At 44.0% G+C, this 18345-nt stretch carries 17 protein-coding genes; 14 read left to right on the forward strand and 3 right to left on the reverse strand.

Going from position 1 to position 18345, the window contains the following annotated elements; genetic code table 11:
• Positions 1-176 precede the first annotated feature (176 nt).
• On the forward strand, positions 177-2084 hold the full coding sequence (locus tag CXF70_RS04565) for a putative bifunctional diguanylate cyclase/phosphodiesterase (protein ID WP_101801691.1): 1908 nt from the start codon (positions 177-179) through the stop codon (positions 2082-2084).
• 40 nt (positions 2085-2124) lie between these two features.
• Here CXF70_RS04565 and CXF70_RS04570 read toward each other — a convergent pair whose 3' ends face one another.
• A complete protein-coding gene (locus CXF70_RS04570; RefSeq protein WP_101801692.1) occupies positions 2125-2604 on the reverse strand; it encodes a GAF domain-containing protein in 480 nt (159 codons plus the stop codon).
• A 13-nt stretch (positions 2605-2617) separates the two neighbouring features.
• Positions 2618-3424, reverse strand: a complete 807-nt coding sequence (gene hisJ / locus CXF70_RS04575; protein WP_101801693.1) for a histidinol-phosphatase HisJ — start codon at positions 3422-3424, stop codon at positions 2618-2620.
• A 154-nt stretch (positions 3425-3578) separates the two neighbouring features.
• Here hisJ and ezrA point away from each other — a divergent pair, with 154 nt between their 5' ends.
• The 13 genes from ezrA (at position 3579) to cuyB (ending at position 17319) form a co-directional block, all read left to right on the forward strand.
• Positions 3579-5282: a septation ring formation regulator EzrA gene (ezrA, locus tag CXF70_RS04580; RefSeq protein ID WP_101801694.1), complete on the forward strand. Its 1704-nt coding sequence runs from the start codon at positions 3579-3581 to the stop codon at positions 5280-5282.
• A gap of 353 nt (positions 5283-5635) precedes the next feature.
• A complete protein-coding gene (locus tag CXF70_RS04590) occupies positions 5636-6739 on the forward strand; it encodes a cysteine desulfurase family protein (protein WP_101801695.1) in 1104 nt (367 codons plus the stop codon).
• Between the two features lie 5 nt (positions 6740-6744).
• The gene (thiI, locus tag CXF70_RS04595; protein ID WP_101801753.1) at positions 6745-7947 is read left to right on the forward strand and encodes a tRNA uracil 4-sulfurtransferase ThiI; all 1203 of its coding nucleotides are present in this window, start codon (positions 6745-6747) and stop codon (positions 7945-7947) included.
• A gap of 106 nt (positions 7948-8053) precedes the next feature.
• A complete protein-coding gene (mbcS, locus tag CXF70_RS04600) occupies positions 8054-9625 on the forward strand; it encodes an acyl-CoA synthetase MbcS (protein ID WP_101801696.1) in 1572 nt (523 codons plus the stop codon).
• Positions 9626-9741: 116 nt separating this feature from the next.
• On the forward strand, positions 9742-10677 hold the full coding sequence (gene rarD / locus CXF70_RS04605; RefSeq protein ID WP_101801697.1) for an EamA family transporter RarD: 936 nt from the start codon (positions 9742-9744) through the stop codon (positions 10675-10677).
• Positions 10678-10731: 54 nt separating this feature from the next.
• Positions 10732-11745 carry a signal peptide peptidase SppA gene (sppA, locus tag CXF70_RS04610; RefSeq protein WP_084246509.1) on the forward strand — a complete coding sequence of 338 codons (1014 nt, stop codon included), beginning with the start codon at positions 10732-10734 and terminating at the stop codon, positions 11743-11745.
• A 12-nt stretch (positions 11746-11757) separates the two neighbouring features.
• Positions 11758-12336: an RDD family protein gene (locus CXF70_RS04615; protein WP_101801698.1), complete on the forward strand. Its 579-nt coding sequence runs from the start codon at positions 11758-11760 to the stop codon at positions 12334-12336.
• 34 nt (positions 12337-12370) lie between these two features.
• A complete protein-coding gene (gene tpx, locus CXF70_RS04620) occupies positions 12371-12877 on the forward strand; it encodes a thiol peroxidase (RefSeq protein ID WP_101801699.1) in 507 nt (168 codons plus the stop codon).
• A gap of 52 nt (positions 12878-12929) precedes the next feature.
• Positions 12930-13853, forward strand: a complete 924-nt coding sequence (locus CXF70_RS04625; protein WP_179135780.1) for a class I SAM-dependent methyltransferase — start codon at positions 12930-12932, stop codon at positions 13851-13853.
• Between the two features lie 71 nt (positions 13854-13924).
• Entirely contained in the window at positions 13925-14110 is a 186-nt protein-coding gene (locus tag CXF70_RS04630) for a hypothetical protein (protein WP_101801700.1), read from the forward strand.
• Between the two features lie 416 nt (positions 14111-14526).
• Positions 14527-14946 (forward strand): universal stress protein, encoded by a 420-nt coding sequence (locus CXF70_RS04635; RefSeq protein ID WP_101801701.1) that lies wholly within the window; start codon positions 14527-14529, stop codon positions 14944-14946.
• A 489-nt stretch (positions 14947-15435) separates the two neighbouring features.
• Positions 15436-16614, forward strand: coding sequence for a carboxylate--amine ligase (locus CXF70_RS04640; protein ID WP_101801754.1), 1179 nt, complete (start codon positions 15436-15438; stop codon positions 16612-16614).
• Between the two features lie 3 nt (positions 16615-16617).
• Positions 16618-17319 (forward strand): cysteate racemase, encoded by a 702-nt coding sequence (gene cuyB, locus CXF70_RS04645; protein ID WP_101801702.1) that lies wholly within the window; start codon positions 16618-16620, stop codon positions 17317-17319.
• 370 nt (positions 17320-17689) lie between these two features.
• Here the strand turns inward: cuyB and CXF70_RS04650 are convergent, their stop codons facing one another.
• Positions 17690-18184 (reverse strand): universal stress protein, encoded by a 495-nt coding sequence (locus CXF70_RS04650; RefSeq protein WP_101801703.1) that lies wholly within the window; start codon positions 18182-18184, stop codon positions 17690-17692.
• Positions 18185-18345 lie beyond the last annotated feature (161 nt).

Here is an 18345-nt window from a genome sequence, read left to right on the forward strand (position 1 = left end):
TTTTAATGAAAATGTTGATGTAGAAGGAGAATGTGCTATATTAACTATACTAAATTAATCGATTTGAACCTGAAAAATGGAAATACTTTAGAAATGGTAAAGAAATGTGATGTTTTGCCGATAACATATTGAATGAGTCTGTAAAAAATAGAAATACACTGGATGAGGTTATATACATGACATTACATAGGAAATACGACAATTACATAAGTGAAACAGAGAGTTTGAAGTCCAGGTTCACCAGCAGAATCGGAGATGCGATCGGCTGGAGCAATTTAGTGGGAGGCTTCATTTTCGGACTATACATGCTCTTGGATTCGCAAAAAACCTCTTTTCTGGAGTATCCCGTCCCCTTCGGAATGATCATTTTGGGGCTTCTATCGCTGTGGGTCAGTAAACAGCAAGGAAGCGATAAAGTGCGTCCGCATGTTTATCTGCTGAATTACATGCTGTTTCCGCTGATTCTTTTGTACTTCATAGAAGATGCGGCGACAACCATCTGGTCCCTGACTTTCCTCTATCTATTGATGGCGATGGCTTTGCAAAGCCGGCGGATGCTGCTTTACTCTTTCGTTTCATCTATGGTGGGGTTAAGCATCCTGATGATGACGGCTCCGAAACAATTAACGGTTTTATTGGGCATTGAAGATCATATTATCCGGATGATCCTGTTTTCGATTGCCGGCATTATCGGTCTGATTGCCGTCTATTCAGTAAAGGACAAAGAAAAACTGTTATACCATTACATTCATAAAGCGGAAGAAACCGCCTATCTCGATCCGTTCCTGAAAATACCGAATCGTTTCGACTTTAATTTATATGTCGATCACGAATTAAAAGAATCCCAGCTTTTACTTTGGAAACTGGAATTAAATCAATTTCAGTCGGTATATGATGTTCTTGGACATCAACGGACGGATGAATTGCTGTTGATGGTGAAACAAAGGCTTGAAAGAAAAATGGCCGATGGTACGTATTTGGCGAAAGGGGAAGGCAGCACATTTCTTGGTGCTACTCCAAACTTCGAAGCTGACGAACTGGATTCAAACTTAAAGGAAATTCTGCGTTACCTGACTGCACCGTATGACCTGTTCGGCCATGATTATCAGTTGAATTTCAATATTGGTGCTGCACTATCAGGGCCTGATGGAGACTCCAGCGACGAACTGATGCGCCATGCGCAATTTGCGCTGGACCAGGCAAAGCTTGATGGCATAAACCAAATCGTGTTTTCTTCTGATAAATTAAAAAGCAGCACAATGAACCAGGTACAGATATCAGAAGCTCTTTATCAGGCGAATCTGGATTCTGAGTTTCACGTGGTGTACCAGCCGCAAATTGAATTGAAGACCAACCAGATTATAGGAGTGGAAGCTTTGATCCGCTGGAATCATCCCCAAATGGGTATGATTTCTCCGGGTATATTCATTGAAATTGCCGAAAAGAATGGTTTCATCGTGCCGCTGGGCAAATGGATTCTTGAAAAAGCATGCTGGGAAGTTCAGATGCTGTCTGATTCCATTGGACGTCCATTGAAACTGGCCGTAAACGTGTCATTCATACAAATTCGCCAGGATGGATTCGTGGAAGAAGTATTGCAAATCCTGAAAAAGATCGGCTTCCAGCCGGATCGCCTGGAAATTGAACTGACCGAACGATCTTTATTCGAGAATCGGCCGGAAGATCTGGCTAAAATCGATGCGCTGCGGGCAAAAGGCATCCGCATTGCAATTGACGACTTCGGCACCGGTTACTCATCATTCGGCATTCTGGCAAAAGTTCAAGTGGATAAAATCAAGGTTCCACGCGATTTCATAGAAAATGTCGACAGCAATCAAAACAGCCAGCGAATCGTTACGACGATCGCATCGATGGCAGACCGCTTCCAATTAACCTGCCTGGCGGAAGGGATTGAACGTTTAGAAGAAAGCAATTTTCTTCACCAGCTGATCTGCCAGGAAGTTCAAGGCTATTATTATGCGAAACCGGCCGTGATCAACCAAGTGGAGAAATGGCTGGCGATGCCTCGCGAAACGATTATCAGCACAATAGCTGCCAGCCGCAATGAATCTGTCGCGGAATAGAAAAAGCCGGAAATCCTGAATGGATTTCCGGCTTAATTTTTTATAGGTGGCTCATCAGAATTTCGGTGAAAGCTTCCAGGCCATCCTGGTCTTCTTGTGTAAAACGGCTAAGTTCGGGGCTGTCGATATCGAGAACTCCGATCACTTCGCCATCTTTGACCAACGGAATGACGATTTCCGAACGGGATGCGGCATCACACGCGATGTGGCCAGGGAATTGATGGACGTCTTCGACGAGCATCGTCTTTTTCTCGGCAACAGCCGTACCGCATACGCCTCGTCCGACTTGAATGCGTACGCATGCCGGAAGACCTTGGAACGGCCCAAGAACCAGTTCGCCCTCTTCCATTAAATAGAAGCCTGCCCAATTGGTGCGTTCAAGAAATTGGTTGAGCAAAGCGGCCGCGTTGCTTAGATTGGCGATTCTGTTCGTTTCGCCTGTAAGAAGCGCATCCAGCTGCTTGCCGAGCATTGAATATTGTTCAGTGCGTGTTCCGCTGTAATCTGTTTGAGTAAACATGGGGACCCTCATTTCATAATATGGTGGATTTATTATAGAGTTTTTCGTAATGCTTATGCAAGCCTGCGACACTATGGGCATCAGAACCGTAGACCAGAGGAATTCCCAATGATTCCGCGTAGGGAAGATAATTCTGAGGCGGATAGGATTCCTGGCAGCCTGGTTTTGAAAAACCTGCGCTGTTCAAATCAATTTCATATCCAGCTGCGGCGATGTGACGGAACAATTTTTTAATGCGATTGCTGTCATCTATCTTTTTACCGTGATCTAGCTGGAATTTGTGTATCAATGTCGGGTGTCCGATTCGAGTCGGCTTGTACAATCCCAAATCTGCTGAAATCGATAGTTCCACTGCATCGTAGTACAAATCATATAAAGCGGAAGTTGAGCCCGCAATCTGAGCGGCATCCGTAAAGGCCTCTTTACTGAAATCAATGCAGATATATTTATCCGCAAGCTTCAAGAAATGGACAGAAAGGATCGAATCGTCAAGCATCGGACCGAATTCATCGAAGAAGATTCTGGTTTCATCTTCGTAGCCTTCGATGTAATCGACTTCTAGGCCTGTGCGGATTTTGATGTCCTTTTTATATTGGTCCTTCACTTTGTTGACGGCTTCCAGATAGGCGGATAATGTTGCCAAATCCATCCCGCTGTCCTTATCAGGAGTAGTGTCTTCAAAAGAAGAGGGGAGGGGAGCGTGTTCTGTAAAACTGATATCTGTAAATCCGGACGCAAGAGCCTTTTCGACATAGGCGGTTAAAGCGTCTTTAGTGCCGTGAGGGCAATAAGGCGAATGGATGTGCGCATCTCTTTTCATGGATCGACCTGCTTTCAATTAAAATGAAAAAAATTCTCTTTTTTATTTGATTTTCGCGAACACAAGCGTAAATTACATGTTAAAATAGAAGAATCTAGATATTTTAATTACATAGAGCTGGAAATGTGATTTTGAACAGGGGGCTATATGACTTATGGTGAAGTATATCATCATTGCGGTCATCATTCTATTAGCGGTAATTATCGTCGGCTTTATGTTTCGAAAGAAGCATCACGCGGAAATTGAACGCTTGGAACAGTTAAAACTGCAAATACAAAATAAACCGATATTGGAAGAACTGACAAAAGTGAAGCAACTCAACATGAACGGCCAGACGGAGGAAATGTTTGAACGCTGGCGCGCGACATGGACTGAAGTGATGGATGTACATATCCCGCAAATTGATGGCATGCTTTTCGATGCGGAAGATGCTGTCGACCGCTTTAAATTCGGCAAGGCGACTGTATCCGAAAACAAAGCGGAGGAAAAAATCGACCAGGTCGACCGCCAGATGAATGAAATTCTCATTGAACTGGAAGAACTGATCGGCAGTGATGAAAAGAATCGCAGTGAAATGGATCTTCTCAGAGACCAATACAGACAAGCGAGAAAAAGCCTGCTGGCTCACCAGCATTCCTATGGTGCCGCTGCCGGACCACTTGAGAAGAAGCTGGAAACGTTCACTCCATTATTCGAGGAATATGATCAATTGACCGCCTCAGGCAATTACTTGAAAGCACGTGAGATTGTCATCAATTTATCTGGTGAAGGAAAGAACATTTTCCGGCTGATTGAAGTCATCCCGCCGCTGCTTGCTGATATCCAGTCCAAAATTCCTTCCTATATACATGAGCTGCGCAGCGGAATCCGGGAAATGGAATCGCAAGGCTATTACCTGGAGCATCTGGAGATTGCTAAACAGCTGGATGGAATGGAAAAGGAACTGGAGGCTGCAAAAGAACAGGTGATCAATTTGAATATTGAAGAACCGAAGGATGCAGTTGAAGAAATGAAAGAAAAAGTGGATTCTTTCTATGAACTTCTTGAAAACGAAGTCGAATCCAAACACTATGTCGATCAGCATAAAAATGATACTGCAGGGTCACTTGAGAAAGTGACACTGGAAACACGTGAAATGTCCGACGAATGTGCGGTTGTGCAACAAAGCTATAAGATCTCTGAAAATGACGCGAAAATCCCTAAAACCTGTTTAGAAGCCCTTGAAGAATTGCAGAAACGTTTCGACTTGCTCGAATCCCGGACGAACGAAGACCAATCTGCATATTCCAGCCTTCAGCAGGAATTGAGTGAAATTCGTTCGGAACTTGAGGGCTTGAATTCGACTCAAGGCACTTTCTCTGAATCCCTGAAGAGCCTGCGTACGGATGAACATAAAGCCCGCGCAAGACTCGAAGTCCTGAAGCGGAAATTGCAGGAAACGGACAGAATGCTTCACAAGGCCAACACGCCGGGAATCCCGGAGGAGATGGATGTCAGACTTGAAGAAGCGGAAGAAAACTTGTTCGTTGCAATGCAAGGCCTGCAGGAAGTTCCGTTGAATATGAAATTGGTTGACAATTATTTGGTGAAAGCTGAAAGGTCCATTGAAGAAGTCGAGGAAAAAGCGGTTGAAATGGTTGAGAATGTCCAATTGATCGAACGGATCATCCAGTACGGAAACCGTTACCGCAAAACAAATCCTCAGATGAACCAGAAATTGATGGAAGCTGAAGAATCTTTCCGTCAGCTCCGCTACACAAAGGCACTTGAAGAAGCTGCGACCGCAGTCGAAAACTTTGAGCCTGGATCCATGAAGCGGATTGAAGTGCTTGGCAAGGAAAGCGCTTGGAGAGTTTAGTAAGAAAAGCGACGGCACCCGTTTAGCTCTGACAAGCATAAGGCGAATCAGCGTAGTGGCTTTAGTCACGCAGCTGATTTGGCTTATGACTCGAAGAGCTGGGTCGCCGGAGTCTGGACACAGAAAAGCGGAAACGGCCGCACAGCTCCGACAAGCGTAAGACGATTTGGCGAAGCGGCATGTTTTCAGCCGCACAGCCAAAGTGGCTTACGACTCGAGGAGTTGGCCGTTGGAGTCTGGACACAGAAAAGCGGAAACGGCCGCTCAGCTCCATTAAGCTCAGAAACAGTTCAAACAAAAAAATTAAAACCACCAGCCCCCGAGCTGGTGGTTTTCTTTTCGGAGGTAGTCAATTGATTTATTTGGATAATAGTGCCACAACACAGCCCCATAAAGAAGTCCTGGAAACTTTCGTGAAAGCCAGTGAACAATATTATGGAAATCCTGCATCTCTTCATAAAATAGGGAACGATGCTGAAAACCTTCTCGAATCAGCGCGTAAACAAATCACGCAAATCTTGAATATGGAGCATGCAGTTTTCACTTCAGGAGGCACAGAGTCGAATAATCTTGCCATTCTGGGTACCGCCGCGGCTTATGCTCATCGCGGACGCCATATCATTTCATCGAATATTGAACATGCTTCTGTATTGAAGCCCTTGGAAGAACTTGAAAAGCGTGGTTTTGAAATTACACGGCTTACCGTCAATAAATCCGGCCATATCAATTTGGAAGAACTTAAGAATGCCTTGAGGAACGACACGATTCTCGTTACTTTAATGCATATCAATAATGAAATCGGCGTTATCAACCCGATTGCTGATATTAAGAAGCTGTTGAAAGGAACTCGGACTTTCCTGCATACAGATGCGGTTCAAAGCGTCGGAAAGGTTCCACTGGATAAAGAGGATATGCCGAATCTATTAAGCTTTTCGGCACATAAATTACATGGGCTGAAAGGCAGCGGAATTCTGGCGTTCAATGATGTTCAGCCAGCAGCGATCCTTTACGGCGGCGGACAGGAATTCGGCTATAGAAGCGGAACTGTCCCGGTACCTCATGCAGCAGCGGCGGCCAAAGCGCTCAGAATTGCTCAGCCGAATCCGCAATTCATGGACTGGAATAAAAGCTTGCGGGAGTTTTTCAGCAGTTTTGATGATATTATGGTCATCAGCCCCGAAAATGCAGCACCGCATATTTTATCTGTCGCCATGAAGGGCGTTAAAGGTGAAATATTGGTTTCAGGTCTGCAGGATGAATCCATCATCGTCTCAACGTCAAGTGCGTGTTCATCGAAAAACAAGAGGACAAGCCATGTGATTGAAGCGCTGGATATTCCGCCTGCTTATCGGGACGGCGTCATACGAATAAGTTTTGGCGCATTTACGGATCAGCAGGACATCAGTGATTTTCAGCAGGCATTCAAAAAGGTCCATCGGATAATCAAAGGAGTTTAATGGAAATGAAGACTAAACAAATTCTCGTCAGATATGGCGAGCTCTCAACAAAAGGTAAAAACAGAAGTTCTTTTATCGGACGCCTTCGGGATAATATCCATCACACATTCAATGATCTTGGCAAATTGCAGATCAAAGCTGAACGCGACCGCATGTTCATCAATTCAGACAGTGAAGAGGATATGGAAAAAGTGATTGCAAGATTGCCCAAAGTTTTTGGCATCCAGTCATTCAGTCCCGTCACTGAAACTGAATTATCGCTTGAAGCGATGCAAACAGCCGCGGTTGCATTGATCGGTAAAATGGATATTCAAGGAAAGAGTTTTAAAGTCTCAGTGCGTCGAGCCAATAAAGATTTCGATCTTCAAAAACCGGAGATTCTGCATGGAATCGGCTCTGTTGTGCTGCGGGCTTATCCGGAACTGTCAGTACAAATGAAAAATCCGGACATCGAATTGAAAGTGGAAATACGTGAAAAAGCGGCGTATATGACTGCAGAAGTGATCAAAGGAGCAGGCGGATTGCCGATTGGAGCGGGAGGAAAGGCGCTGCTTATGCTGTCAGGTGGTCTCGACAGTCCGGTAGCGGGTTACCATATGCTGAAAAGGGGAGTCCGTTTGGAGTTGATCCACTTCTTCAGCCCGCCGTTCACAAATGACCGGGCGAAAGAAAAAGTCTTCGATTTGGCTGAAAAGCTGAGTGAATTCGGCTCTTCCGTGAATCTTCATGTTATACCATTTACGAAGCTTCAACAGGAAGTGCATAAACAGGTTCCCGATAACATCACCATGACTTCAACCCGGAGAATGATGATGCGTGTCGCGGATAAAGTATTGGAAGCTACAGATTCAAAAGCCATCATTACAGGTGAAAGCCTTGGGCAAGTGGCGAGCCAGACCTTGGAAAGCTTATATGCAATTAATGCAGTAACCAGCACACCGGTTTTGCGGCCGTTGATTTCGACAGATAAATTGGAAATCATTGATACAGCCATGCGAATTGGAACGCACGATATTTCAATCAGGCCTTACGAAGATTGCTGTACCATTTTCACGCCGGCAAATCCTAAAACGAAACCGAAACTTGAAAAAGTGGAATTCTACGAAGGATTTGTCGCTTTCGATGAATTGATTCAGGAAGCAGTCGATGACCGGGAAATCATCAAATTCCCCAGACCGAAAAAAGATGAATTCGAAGATATTTTGTAAAGGCCGCCTATAGCGGTCTTTTATTTTTGGTTAATTATTTTGAATAATAAAATTATTGCGGTACAATATTAAGGGTAGAAAGCAAATCATTCAAGGGGGTTTCAGCATGAATCGTGAAGCATTGGTAGCGCCAAGAGATTATAATTTAGTGGATGAAATCGAAAAGTTCGCAGATGGCAGCCGGAAGACTGCGCTCATTTGGGAAAATGACAAAGGCGACTCGAAAAGGGTCACTTATGATGAACTGATGTCAGCGGCCAATAAAGCGGCCAATAGTTTCGAGAAGGCAGGTTTGCAAAAAGGTGACGTAGTATTGGTCATGGTACCCAGGCTGATTGAAGCATATATTACATATATCGGAGCGTTGAAAGCGGGGCTGGTCGTCATTCCGAGTTCAGAAATGCTCCGTGCGAAGGATATTTCCTATAGGTTGAATCATAGTGGAGCAAAAGCGGTAGTCGCTTATGAGCCCTTCATGGACCAATTTGGTGATGTACCCGAAATGGAACGGACAGTGAAATTCGTGATCGGCAATTCCGTCAGTTCCTGGATCTCTTTGACGGACGAAATGGAAAGCGCTTCTGAAAAGTATGAAAAAGCCGCAACCCATAACGATGATATGGCTTTTTTGTCTTATACTTCCGGCACTACCGGTAATCCTAAAGGAGCGGTTCACAGCCACGGCTGGGCTTATGCGCATCTTCGGACTTCGGCAGAGCATTGGCTGGGAGCGAAAGAAGGCGATCTGGTTTGGGCTACAGCCAGCCCGGGATGGCAAAAATGGATTTGGAGCCCGTTCCTTGCAACATTGGGAAGCGGCGCTACAGGATACGTATATAACGGAAAGTTTGATCCTGACACATATTTGCGTATTCTTGAAAAACAGAAAATCAACGTCCTTTGCTGTACACCTACAGAGTATCGCCTGATGGCAAAGCAGAAAAACCTTGCCGATTTCGATTTGTCTTCACTTCACAGTGCCGTATCTGCAGGCGAACCATTGAATGCGGAAGTCATAAATGTTTTCAAGGAGCATTTCGGCCTGGAAGTCAGAGATGGCTACGGGCAGACTGAGAACACATTGCTTGTAGGCGTCATGAAAGGGATGGAAATTCGGATCGGTTCGATGGGCAAGCCGACACCGGGCAATAAAGTTGAAATCATCGACGAGTTCGGGAATCCTTGTAAGACAGGAGAAGTCGGTGATATTGCGGTGCATTCTGAGACACCGGCATTATTCAAAGGTTATTTTAATGATGATGAACGGACGAAAATGCAATTCCGTGGCGATTACTACGTTACAGGAGATAAAGCGTCCAAAGACGACGATGGCTATTTCTGGTTTGAAGGGCGGGGCGATGACATCATCATATCTTCCGGCTATACAATCGGGCCTTTCGAAGTGGAGGATGCATTAGTGAAACACGCTGCAGTGCAGGAATGTGCTGTAGTCGGTTCACCGGATGAAGTCCGGGGGACGGTAGTAAAAGCTTTTGTTGTCCTGGTGGAAGGCATTGCCACTTCTGAAGAGCTGATTAAAGAGTTGCAGGATCATGTGAAGGAATTGACGGCTCCTTATAAATATCCGAGATCCATCGAGTTTTTGGAACAGCTGCCTAAAACAGCTTCCGGTAAAATCCGTCGCGTCGAATTGCGCCAAAAGGAAATGAATAAGTAAACGTAAGACAGCCGGAAAATAACCGGCTTTTTTTTTATTGCCTTAGCATGGCTTGAAGCCTATAATTGAATAATATTTCGATATTGAAAATAAATTAAGAATGGTGATAAAGATATATGGCAGATGAGAAAAAAGGAATCATTTATACGATTTTGACTTACGCGATGTGGGGTGTGCTTCCGATCTATTGGAAGCAGCTTGGACATGTTTCAAGCGACGAGATCCTGGCAGCGCGAATTTTTTGGGCTTTCTGGGTGACGGTGGCTTTTATTTTCGTCATCGGCGGCCATAAAAAGCTGTTTGCAGACCTGAAATCCTTATGGAAATCAAAAAAAGCTTTTTTTACATTGATGCTGGCATCGTATTTGATAACGCTGAACTGGTTCCTGTACATATTCGCGGTGACCAATGACCGAATCGTTGAAACGAGTATGGCTTATTATATCAATCCATTGGTATCGATGCTGCTTGGTGTTTTCTTCCTGAAAGAAAAATTGACGCCCGCCATCAAAATCGCATTTGTATTGGCCGCGATCGGCGTTGGCATCCTGACCGTTTCCTATGGCGCCTTTCCTTGGATGGCTTTGGGTATGGCATTCAGTTTCGCGTTTTATGGCCTGATTAAAAAGACCATCAAATTGAATGCACTCCGCGGGCTTGCTCTGGAGACCTTGTTTGTATTGCCGGTGGCAACAGCCTTCTATGTTTACTTATTCGTAATTGACAGAGCGGCATTTACGACAGTGAACATTGAAACGGATGGATTGCTGATTTTGAGCGGAGCTGTCACAGCATTGCCATTGGTGCTTTTTGCTACCGGTGCGCCTTTGATTCCGATGTATATGATCGGTTTCCTTCAGTATATCGCCCCGACGATGATGCTCATAATCGGTGTATTGATGTACGGAGAGGAATTCAACCGGACCAGTTTGATCTCTTTCTCATTCATCTGGGTGGCGCTGATTTTATTCACAGCTTCCAAAATGGCGGAAGCCAGGAAGATCCGGCGTGAAAAAGTATCAAATCCCATCGCTTACAATAAAAAACAATGAAACATTTTCAACGTTAAAGCGTATAGCTAGTAGAGAAATAAAGGAGGAATTTTTATGAATACAAAAAGGTGGATCGCACTGGTTATTGCTGCTGCAGTGCTTGTGATTTCGCTATTGGTCAATTCTGTCTTTGCTATGTTCCAAAGTGATTTTGCCGGCAGTTTTGATGAATTGATGGCGGCGGAGTCCAGTCAGTTTGAAGAAACGGTCATCGAACAGGGCAGCGCAAATTCGCGAATCGCAGTTCTTGAAGTTGACGGAGCCATTCAGGATACAGGAGAAGCTTCACCTTTGTTTGGAGCAGCCGGCTATAATCATGAATTCTTCATGGGTCAACTGGAACAGATCAAAGAAGATGACACCGTCAAGGCAGTCATGCTGAAAATCAATTCACCGGGTGGCGGTGTGGTGGAGTCAGCTGAAATCTATGACAAAATCACGGAAATCCAGGAAGAAACCGGCAAGCCGTTCTATGTTTCAATGGAAGCGATGGCAGCTTCAGGCGGCTACTATATCGCTGCACCAGCCGATAAAATTTATGTAAATAAAGAAACGCTCACAGGTTCGATTGGTGTCATTATGCAAAGTGTAAATTATGGGGAGCTGGCAGAACGTTATGGTGTGGATTTTGTAACGATCAAGTCTGGCCCTTACAAAGACATCATGAGCCCTACCCGCGATATGACTGAAGAAGAACGCGAATTGCTCCAGGAAATGTTGGATGATTCCTACCAAAGCTTCGTGGATATCATCGTTGAAGGCCGTGACATGCCGGAAGATGAAGTCCGCGCTGTGGCCGACGGCCGGATCATGAACGGACGCCAGGCTGTGGAAGCGAATCTTGCTGATGACTTCGGATATGAAGAAGATGTAATTGCAGCGCTGCGGAACGATTTCGAACTGGCGGATGCGGAGGTTTTCAAATACGGCGTGTCCCAAAGCTGGGGTTCTTTGCTTAACGTGAAAGTTCAATCACTGTTCGGAAACGATATCGAAACGCAGATGCTGGCGAAGCTGATGACTGAATACAGCTCACCACGTATGATGTATCTTTACGGTGACAAATAAGGAGGGGCGATCATGTCAGACAATATCAATACTGGAAAAACGGCGAATTCTAATGATGGGATTCATCAACCGGCTCAAAAGCAATATGAAGAAGTGATGTTCTATGAACGAAAGCCAGCCGGTTTTTGGATACGGTTCTGGGCATATCTGATTGACCTTCTTGTTATTTCAGGTGTCACTTCCATCCTGCTGAAACCGGCATTCGCTTTAATCGGTGTTTCAGTGGATTCGACTAATTGGTACGCGGCTTTCACAATATTGTCGGCTCTGCTGTTCTACACGTATTTCGTCTTGATGACAAAGTTTTTCAGTCAAACGGTCGGCAAAATGATTTTTGCAATCAAAGTGGTATCGTTGAAAAAAGATTCACTCGATTGGGGGACTTTGCTGTTCCGCGAATGGATCGGCCGGTTAATTTCGGTGACCATCCTGCCGCTTTATTTCATCGTAGGATTCACACCGCTGAAACAGGGAGTCCATGACTTTTTTGCTGATACGACAGTGGTGCATGAACAATCCTACCGGAAGCGTAAAATGATGCAGAAGGTCCGGGATAATGGGTCTGGGTTGCAAGAAGAGAGCGCCTTTTAGTATGATGAAAGTAATCTGAAAGGGAGGCGTTTGAATGGTACAAGTTACATTTAAGGAAAATCCTGTTACCTTACCAAACAAAGAAGTCAAAGTTGGAGACGAAATCCCGAATTTCACAGTGCTCGATAATGATTTGAATCCGGTGACTGCCCAGGATACAGCTGGCAAAGTCAGACTTTTCACCGTATCCCCATCCTTGGACACCAGTGTTTGTTCAGATCAGGCGAAACGCTTCAGCGAGGAAGCATCATCGTTGGGAGATGGCGTTGCAGTCTATTATGTAACCTGTGATTTGCCATTCGCACAAAAACGATGGACTGAAGTTAATGAAGTCAAGAATCTCACTACACTTTCGGATCACCGCGATCTGTCGTTTGGTGAAGCATTCGGTGTCACAATGCAGGAATTGCGATTGCTGGCACGCTCCATATTTGTTGTGGATGAAAATGATAAAGTGACTTATGTGGAATATGTTCCTGAGGGAACGAATCATCCGGATTATGATAAAGCGATTGAGGCTGTAAAAGAGCTGACAAAATAATACTTGGAACCCACTCATTTGAGTGGGTTTCCTTATTGAGGACGGAGAACTAATGAATTCAGCAATGGAAAATGTATTTAATTTTATCGATGAGCAAACTTCTGAAATCCAGAAGGAGCAGGAGAATTCCTATCTGGAAAGCCTGCTGATCACAACTGAAAAATGGCTGGACGGAAATATACAGCCCAATGAAGAAGCAACTAAGGAAGATATTCGCAAAGCGATTCAGCTGGCTGTGCTGAAAGGCATGAAAGAACACATCCAGCCTCATCATCAGATGACACCGGATGCACTGGGGTTGCTGATGGGTTATCTTGTGGAATTGTTCGTGAAGAAAGACCAGGCGACCATTTTAGACCCAGCTGTTGGAACTGGCAACTTAATCTTCACTATCATGAATTATCTGGATGGTAAATTGACGGGTGCCGGAGTGGAAATTGACGACCTGCTCATCAAGCTTGCATCGAATACGGGCAATCTTGTTCAGCAGCCGGTGACGCTCTATTTGCAGGATGCTTTGCAGCCTTTGATGATTGATCCGGTGGATGCAGTGGTATCGGATTTGCCTGTCGGATATTATCCAAATGATGAGAACGCGGCAACTTATGAACTGAAAGCGGAGGAAGGAATGTCTTATGCACATCACCTCTTCATCGAACAATCCCTGAAACATACAGCTGATGGGGGATATCTGTTCTTTATCGTACCGAAGGCTTTGTTTGAATCACCTATGGCAGGTCAGCTGCATAATTATCTGAAGAAGACGGCTGACATCCAAGCAGTGATGGAATTGCCGGATACGCTTTTTAAAAATTCCTCTCATGCAAAAGGGATTCTTATCCTGCAGAAGAAAAAAGAAGGTATCAAAGCTCCGAGAGAAGTCTTATTGGCGAGAGTCCCGAACATGTCGAAACCGGATTCAATGGCAAAATTCTTTACACAAGTAAATAATTGGTTCAAAGAAAATAAAGGTTGAAATAAAAGGAATATGCTATACTAAAAGCAGCAGAACTATTGCATCAGTCCAATTGAAAAGAGGGATGACACGTGAGTGAGTCCAATGAAACACCGAAAAAAGTGAGCTTGCAGGAAGCAGTAAAACGCCAGCTTGAAGCCAAGAAAAATCAGGCTTCAGGTAAAAAAGGGAGCGGCAACGCATCTTTGGAAACGAAAAAGATGAAGAGCCAGCAAACAAAGAAAGTCAACAATACACGCCGTAAGATGGGAGTTTAAGGAAGAAAAGCGATAGCGCCCGTTAAGCTCTGAAAGGCATAAGACGGATCAGCAGAGTGGCGTTACTTGCCACGGCAGCTGAGATGGCTTATGACCCGAAGAGCTGGGCCGTTGGAGTCTGGACAAAGAAAAGCGGAAACGGCCGTTAAGCTCCGACAAGCGTAAGGAGCTCTGGCTTAGCGGCGTGTTTTCAGCCGCCTAGCCAGAGAGACTTACGACTCGAGGAGTTGGCCGTTGGAGTCTGGACAACTGAACCCCCAAACACATAAGCCATCCTAAAAAAGCGGACCTCACCGGGTTCGCTTTTTTTATTTTTATGCGCTTTTTTCACTTCTATATTAAAGGGTTAAGCAGAGTTTTATAGAATTATTCTTTAAGAGACAATATACCAATCACCATTCGAAGGAGTGGAAACCATGTACCGATCGATTTTGATAGCTGCAGATGGCTCTGAAAATTCATTTCGGGCTGCCAAAGAAGCGGTAAAATTGGCCTCGTTGGTGAAAGGGGCAGAAGTTACGATAATATATGTCATCGATCACAATGAAGCAGGCAACGAAGAAATCCATCGTCATGCTTCAGCTGAAATTGAAATGTTCCGCCAGAAGAAGATCCTGCCGATTATAGAACTGCTTGAGAAGGAAATGGTTTTTCATAAAGTGGAAATGATTTATGGAGTCCCCGTACATGTAATTGCTGAGTATGCGAATGACAGGAATTTTGATATTTTGATCATGGGGAAAAGAGGATTGAATCCGATGCAGGAAATGGTGCTCGGCAGCGTCAGCCGTTCAGTCCTGAATAAAGTTGATATGCCGGTGCTGATTGTAAAATAAACCGCAGATCCTATAAGATGAAGGAGTGTTCCTGAATGATGTGGATGTTAATAGTTGTAATTGCGTATATACCGATTTTTTATAAGATTCATCACCGGATAGGCCAGTTGGAAGACGAGATTGCTCAATTGAAGGAAGAAATGGATTGATCCCAGCTTAAACAATAGTGAAAAGGGTGTGAACGACAAAAGACTTAAGTTTCCAATGCAGATATAAAGGATATAGAGAAAGGACGGGATTTATCCGTCCTTTTTCCTGTTTAATGAAGGATTTACTCCTTATTTAGGGTTAGCATTTCTATTTTCCTGTTTGAAAATGCTATAATTACTGATTGTGATGGATATTTAAGTGACAGAGGGAATGCCTATGAATAATGAAGGCATCCCGGAATGTGATAGACTAGGACTATAATAAATTAAAAGAGAGCTGATAAACTTGACTGCAAATAAGAGAGAACCCGAATTTTTACCGGTGCTTCTAGGTTCTGATATGAACGCATATGGAATGGCCCGGTCTTTTTACGAAGCATACGGCATTAAGCCGCTTGTTTTGGGAAGGTCAAATCTTTCTGCAACCCAGCACAGTGACATTCTGACTTTGCGGGTGATTGAAAACTTGAATGAAGAAGAAACTTTCCTTCCTTCGGTATTGGACATCGCAGAAGAATTCAAAGGGAGAAAGCTATTGCTGCTTGCCTGCGGAGATGATTACGCGAAACTCATCATTCGCAATAAGGATAAGCTGACGCCTTATTTTGCGGTTCCATATATTGATGAAAAACTGATGGATCGTCTGGTCCTTAAAGAAAATTTTTATGATATTTGTGAGCAGTATGGCTTCAGCTATCCACGTACAGACCTTTGCACATATGAGAATTATAAAGAGTTTACACCTAACTTTTCTTATCCGATCATCATCAAGGCATCCAATTCAGTCGCTTACTGGAATTGTTCATTCCCGGGCAAAAAGAAGGTTTTTGTCGCACATGATAAAGCGGAAAAAAATGCAATTCTGGATGCCATCTACAATTCTTCCTATAAAGATAATCTGACTATCCAGGAGTTCATACCGGGTGACGATTCTTTCATGCGGGTTTTGAATGCTTATGTCGGAAAAGATGGTAAAGTTAAACTGATGGCATTGGGAAATCCGATTCTTGAAGAGCATTCACCGGAAGGAATCGGCAGTTATGCTGCAATCATTAATACATTCGATCAGAAATTGATGGATAAAGTCCGCTTTTTCCTGGAAGATATCGGTTATACCGGATTTGCCAATTTCGATATGAAGTATGATGCGCGTGATGACTCTTACAAATTATTTGAAATCAACCTGCGTAATGGACGCAGCAGTTATTATGTCACTGCAAGCGGACACAATCTTATGAAGTACGTTGCGGATGATCATATTTTCAATAAACCGCAGAAATTGGTTTACGCCAAAAACAAGCATCTGTGGCTGATCATCCCTAAAAAAGTCCTTTTCAAATACGCGCAGAATGCGGTTTTAAAAAATGAGGCAAAACGTCTGATCAAAGAAGGAAAAGTAACGAATTCCTTGTTCTACAAAAAAGATTTCAATACAAAACGCTGGATCAAATTGACATTGAATAATTTAAACTATCATCGGAAATATAAAAAATACTTCAATAATAAAGGTCTGTCATAAGTTATGGAAAAAAAAACACTGGGCATCGTCGGCGGGGTAGGGCCGCTTGCAACTATGTTCATAGGCGAAATGATCGTGCGCCGGACAAAGGCTGCAAAAGATCAGGATCATGTCAACTCCATTATTACGAATAATACGCGTATTCCTGATCGGACAGCTTTCATCATGGGGCGCTCCGATGATAATCCTGTTCCTGTCATGATTGACGACATGGCAAAACTATCATCAATCGGTGCTGAAATCATCATTATTCCTTGCAATACGGCTCACACATTTTACGATGAGCTCCAAATGGGCTCTCCGGTTCCGGTTATCCATATGATCCGGGAAACAATGAAGCGCGCAGCTCAGCAAGGCGCTGTAAAAGTAGGTGTTCTTGCCACCACCGGAACAGTTACATCCAAAGTCTATCAGCAAGCGGCAAACGAATATGGACTGGAACCTGTTTTACCGAGTCCGGAAATACAGGAAAAAGTCATGTCAATCATTTACGATAATGTTAAAGCGGGAAAAAATGCTGATAAAGATACATGGAGCGAAATCGTCAATCATATGGAAAATCAGGGATGCGATCGAGTGGTGCTAGGCTGTACTGAACTTTCCATTGTTAAAAAGGAAATTAACCTGCCCGATTTCTATCTTGATTCACTGATTGTATTGGCAGAAACGGCTATCTTATCATGCGGCTATGAGCTAGCTGAATAAACGACAGAAAAAACCCTTTTCCATCACTGGAGAGGGGTTTTAGCTTGTTGTGAAAAGTATATGTAAGCAATCGATATTGCGCAAAACAGCTCGCTTTCCTGGGGGCTTGTACTGAGCTAACTCGGTCTCGTTTCACTTCGCCCGAGTGGATCTCAGCACTTCGCTAGAACCGGAGTTGAGTTTCAACTCCGGTTCTTCTCCCCTGGGAGTCTCGCTGTTTTGCTCCATATCTCTGAATCGCTTCGCTAGCTTCGAGACATTAAAAGATATGCAGCGAAATGATCGAGCGAAATGATCGAATAAGATGATGTTTTTGAAAAACAGAAAAACCCTCTTCCAACACTGGAAAAGGGTTTTTCGTGCTTGCCGTTTAAGCTGTTGGATTTTGTGATTGGTCTGCTCTGCCTTGCAAATCAGACGGGGCATCATCGGTACGGACTACGAGTACATCACAACTCGCTGAACGCACGATATGTTCGGATACACTGCCGATCAGGAATCGTTCGACTGCGTTGAGACCGGTTGCTCCACAGATAATCAGATCAGCATGCACTTTTTTCGAAAGATCTCGTGAAATCATAGTTTTAGGTGAACCGTAGTCCACTACGATGTTCACGTTTTGTACTCCTGCCGCCATTGCTTCCTTTTTATAATCGGCCAAGAGGTCCTCTGCGAATTTCTGTGCTCTGTCAGCGATGGAACGGTCATAGGCTTCGATTGCCGCAAATGATCGGGTATCGATGATGTTGACCAGGTTCAATGTCGCGTTATTGCGTGTTGCAATGCCCACTGATTTTTTGAAAGCCCACTCAGCTTCCTTAGAGCCATCCACTGCCACAAGAATTTGTTCATATTTTAATGTCATGATTGCATTCCTCCTGTTCTATTTATGAAATTCGATACAAGCAGTACCAGCTCCTTCTTTTTCTTGAAAAAAACGCTTAAAACCTGTGTCCAAAATATGGATAAAATTAGAATGCCTGATTAAAGTTATATCGAAATAGAATAAAATTAAAGGTTAATTTG

The sequence above is a fragment of the Planomicrobium sp. MB-3u-38 genome, from assembly GCF_002836425.1.
Lineage (GTDB): Bacteria > Bacillota > Bacilli > Bacillales_A > Planococcaceae > Planococcus > Planococcus okeanokoites.

What these genes read in the sequence shown, in the direction of transcription:
- CXF70_RS04625 (WP_179135780.1), top strand. Translation starts at nt 12,930, where the DNA reads ATGAATTCAGCAATGGAAAATGTATTTAATTTTATCGATGAGCAAACT.
- mbcS (WP_101801696.1), top strand. Translation starts at nt 8,054, where the DNA reads ATGAATCGTGAAGCATTGGTAGCGCCAAGAGATTATAATTTAGTGGAT.
- CXF70_RS04640 (WP_101801754.1), top strand. Translation starts at nt 15,436, where the DNA reads ATGAACGCATATGGAATGGCCCGGTCTTTTTACGAAGCATACGGCATT.
- CXF70_RS04565 (WP_101801691.1), top strand. Translation starts at nt 177, where the DNA reads ATGACATTACATAGGAAATACGACAATTACATAAGTGAAACAGAGAGT.
- tpx (WP_101801699.1), top strand. Translation starts at nt 12,371, where the DNA reads ATGGTACAAGTTACATTTAAGGAAAATCCTGTTACCTTACCAAACAAA.
- thiI (WP_101801753.1), top strand. Translation starts at nt 6,745, where the DNA reads ATGAAGACTAAACAAATTCTCGTCAGATATGGCGAGCTCTCAACAAAA.
- CXF70_RS04570 (WP_101801692.1), bottom strand. Translation starts at nt 2,604, where the DNA reads ATGTTTACTCAAACAGATTACAGCGGAACACGCACTGAACAATATTCA.
- hisJ (WP_101801693.1), bottom strand. Translation starts at nt 3,424, where the DNA reads ATGAAAAGAGATGCGCACATCCATTCGCCTTATTGCCCTCACGGCACT.
- sppA (WP_084246509.1), top strand. Translation starts at nt 10,732, where the DNA reads ATGAATACAAAAAGGTGGATCGCACTGGTTATTGCTGCTGCAGTGCTT.
- CXF70_RS04650 (WP_101801703.1), bottom strand. Translation starts at nt 18,184, where the DNA reads ATGACATTAAAATATGAACAAATTCTTGTGGCAGTGGATGGCTCTAAG.
- CXF70_RS04635 (WP_101801701.1), top strand. Translation starts at nt 14,527, where the DNA reads ATGTACCGATCGATTTTGATAGCTGCAGATGGCTCTGAAAATTCATTT.
- CXF70_RS04615 (WP_101801698.1), top strand. Translation starts at nt 11,758, where the DNA reads ATGTCAGACAATATCAATACTGGAAAAACGGCGAATTCTAATGATGGG.
- ezrA (WP_101801694.1), top strand. Translation starts at nt 3,579, where the DNA reads ATGGTGAAGTATATCATCATTGCGGTCATCATTCTATTAGCGGTAATT.
- rarD (WP_101801697.1), top strand. Translation starts at nt 9,742, where the DNA reads ATGGCAGATGAGAAAAAAGGAATCATTTATACGATTTTGACTTACGCG.
- cuyB (WP_101801702.1), top strand. Translation starts at nt 16,618, where the DNA reads ATGGAAAAAAAAACACTGGGCATCGTCGGCGGGGTAGGGCCGCTTGCA.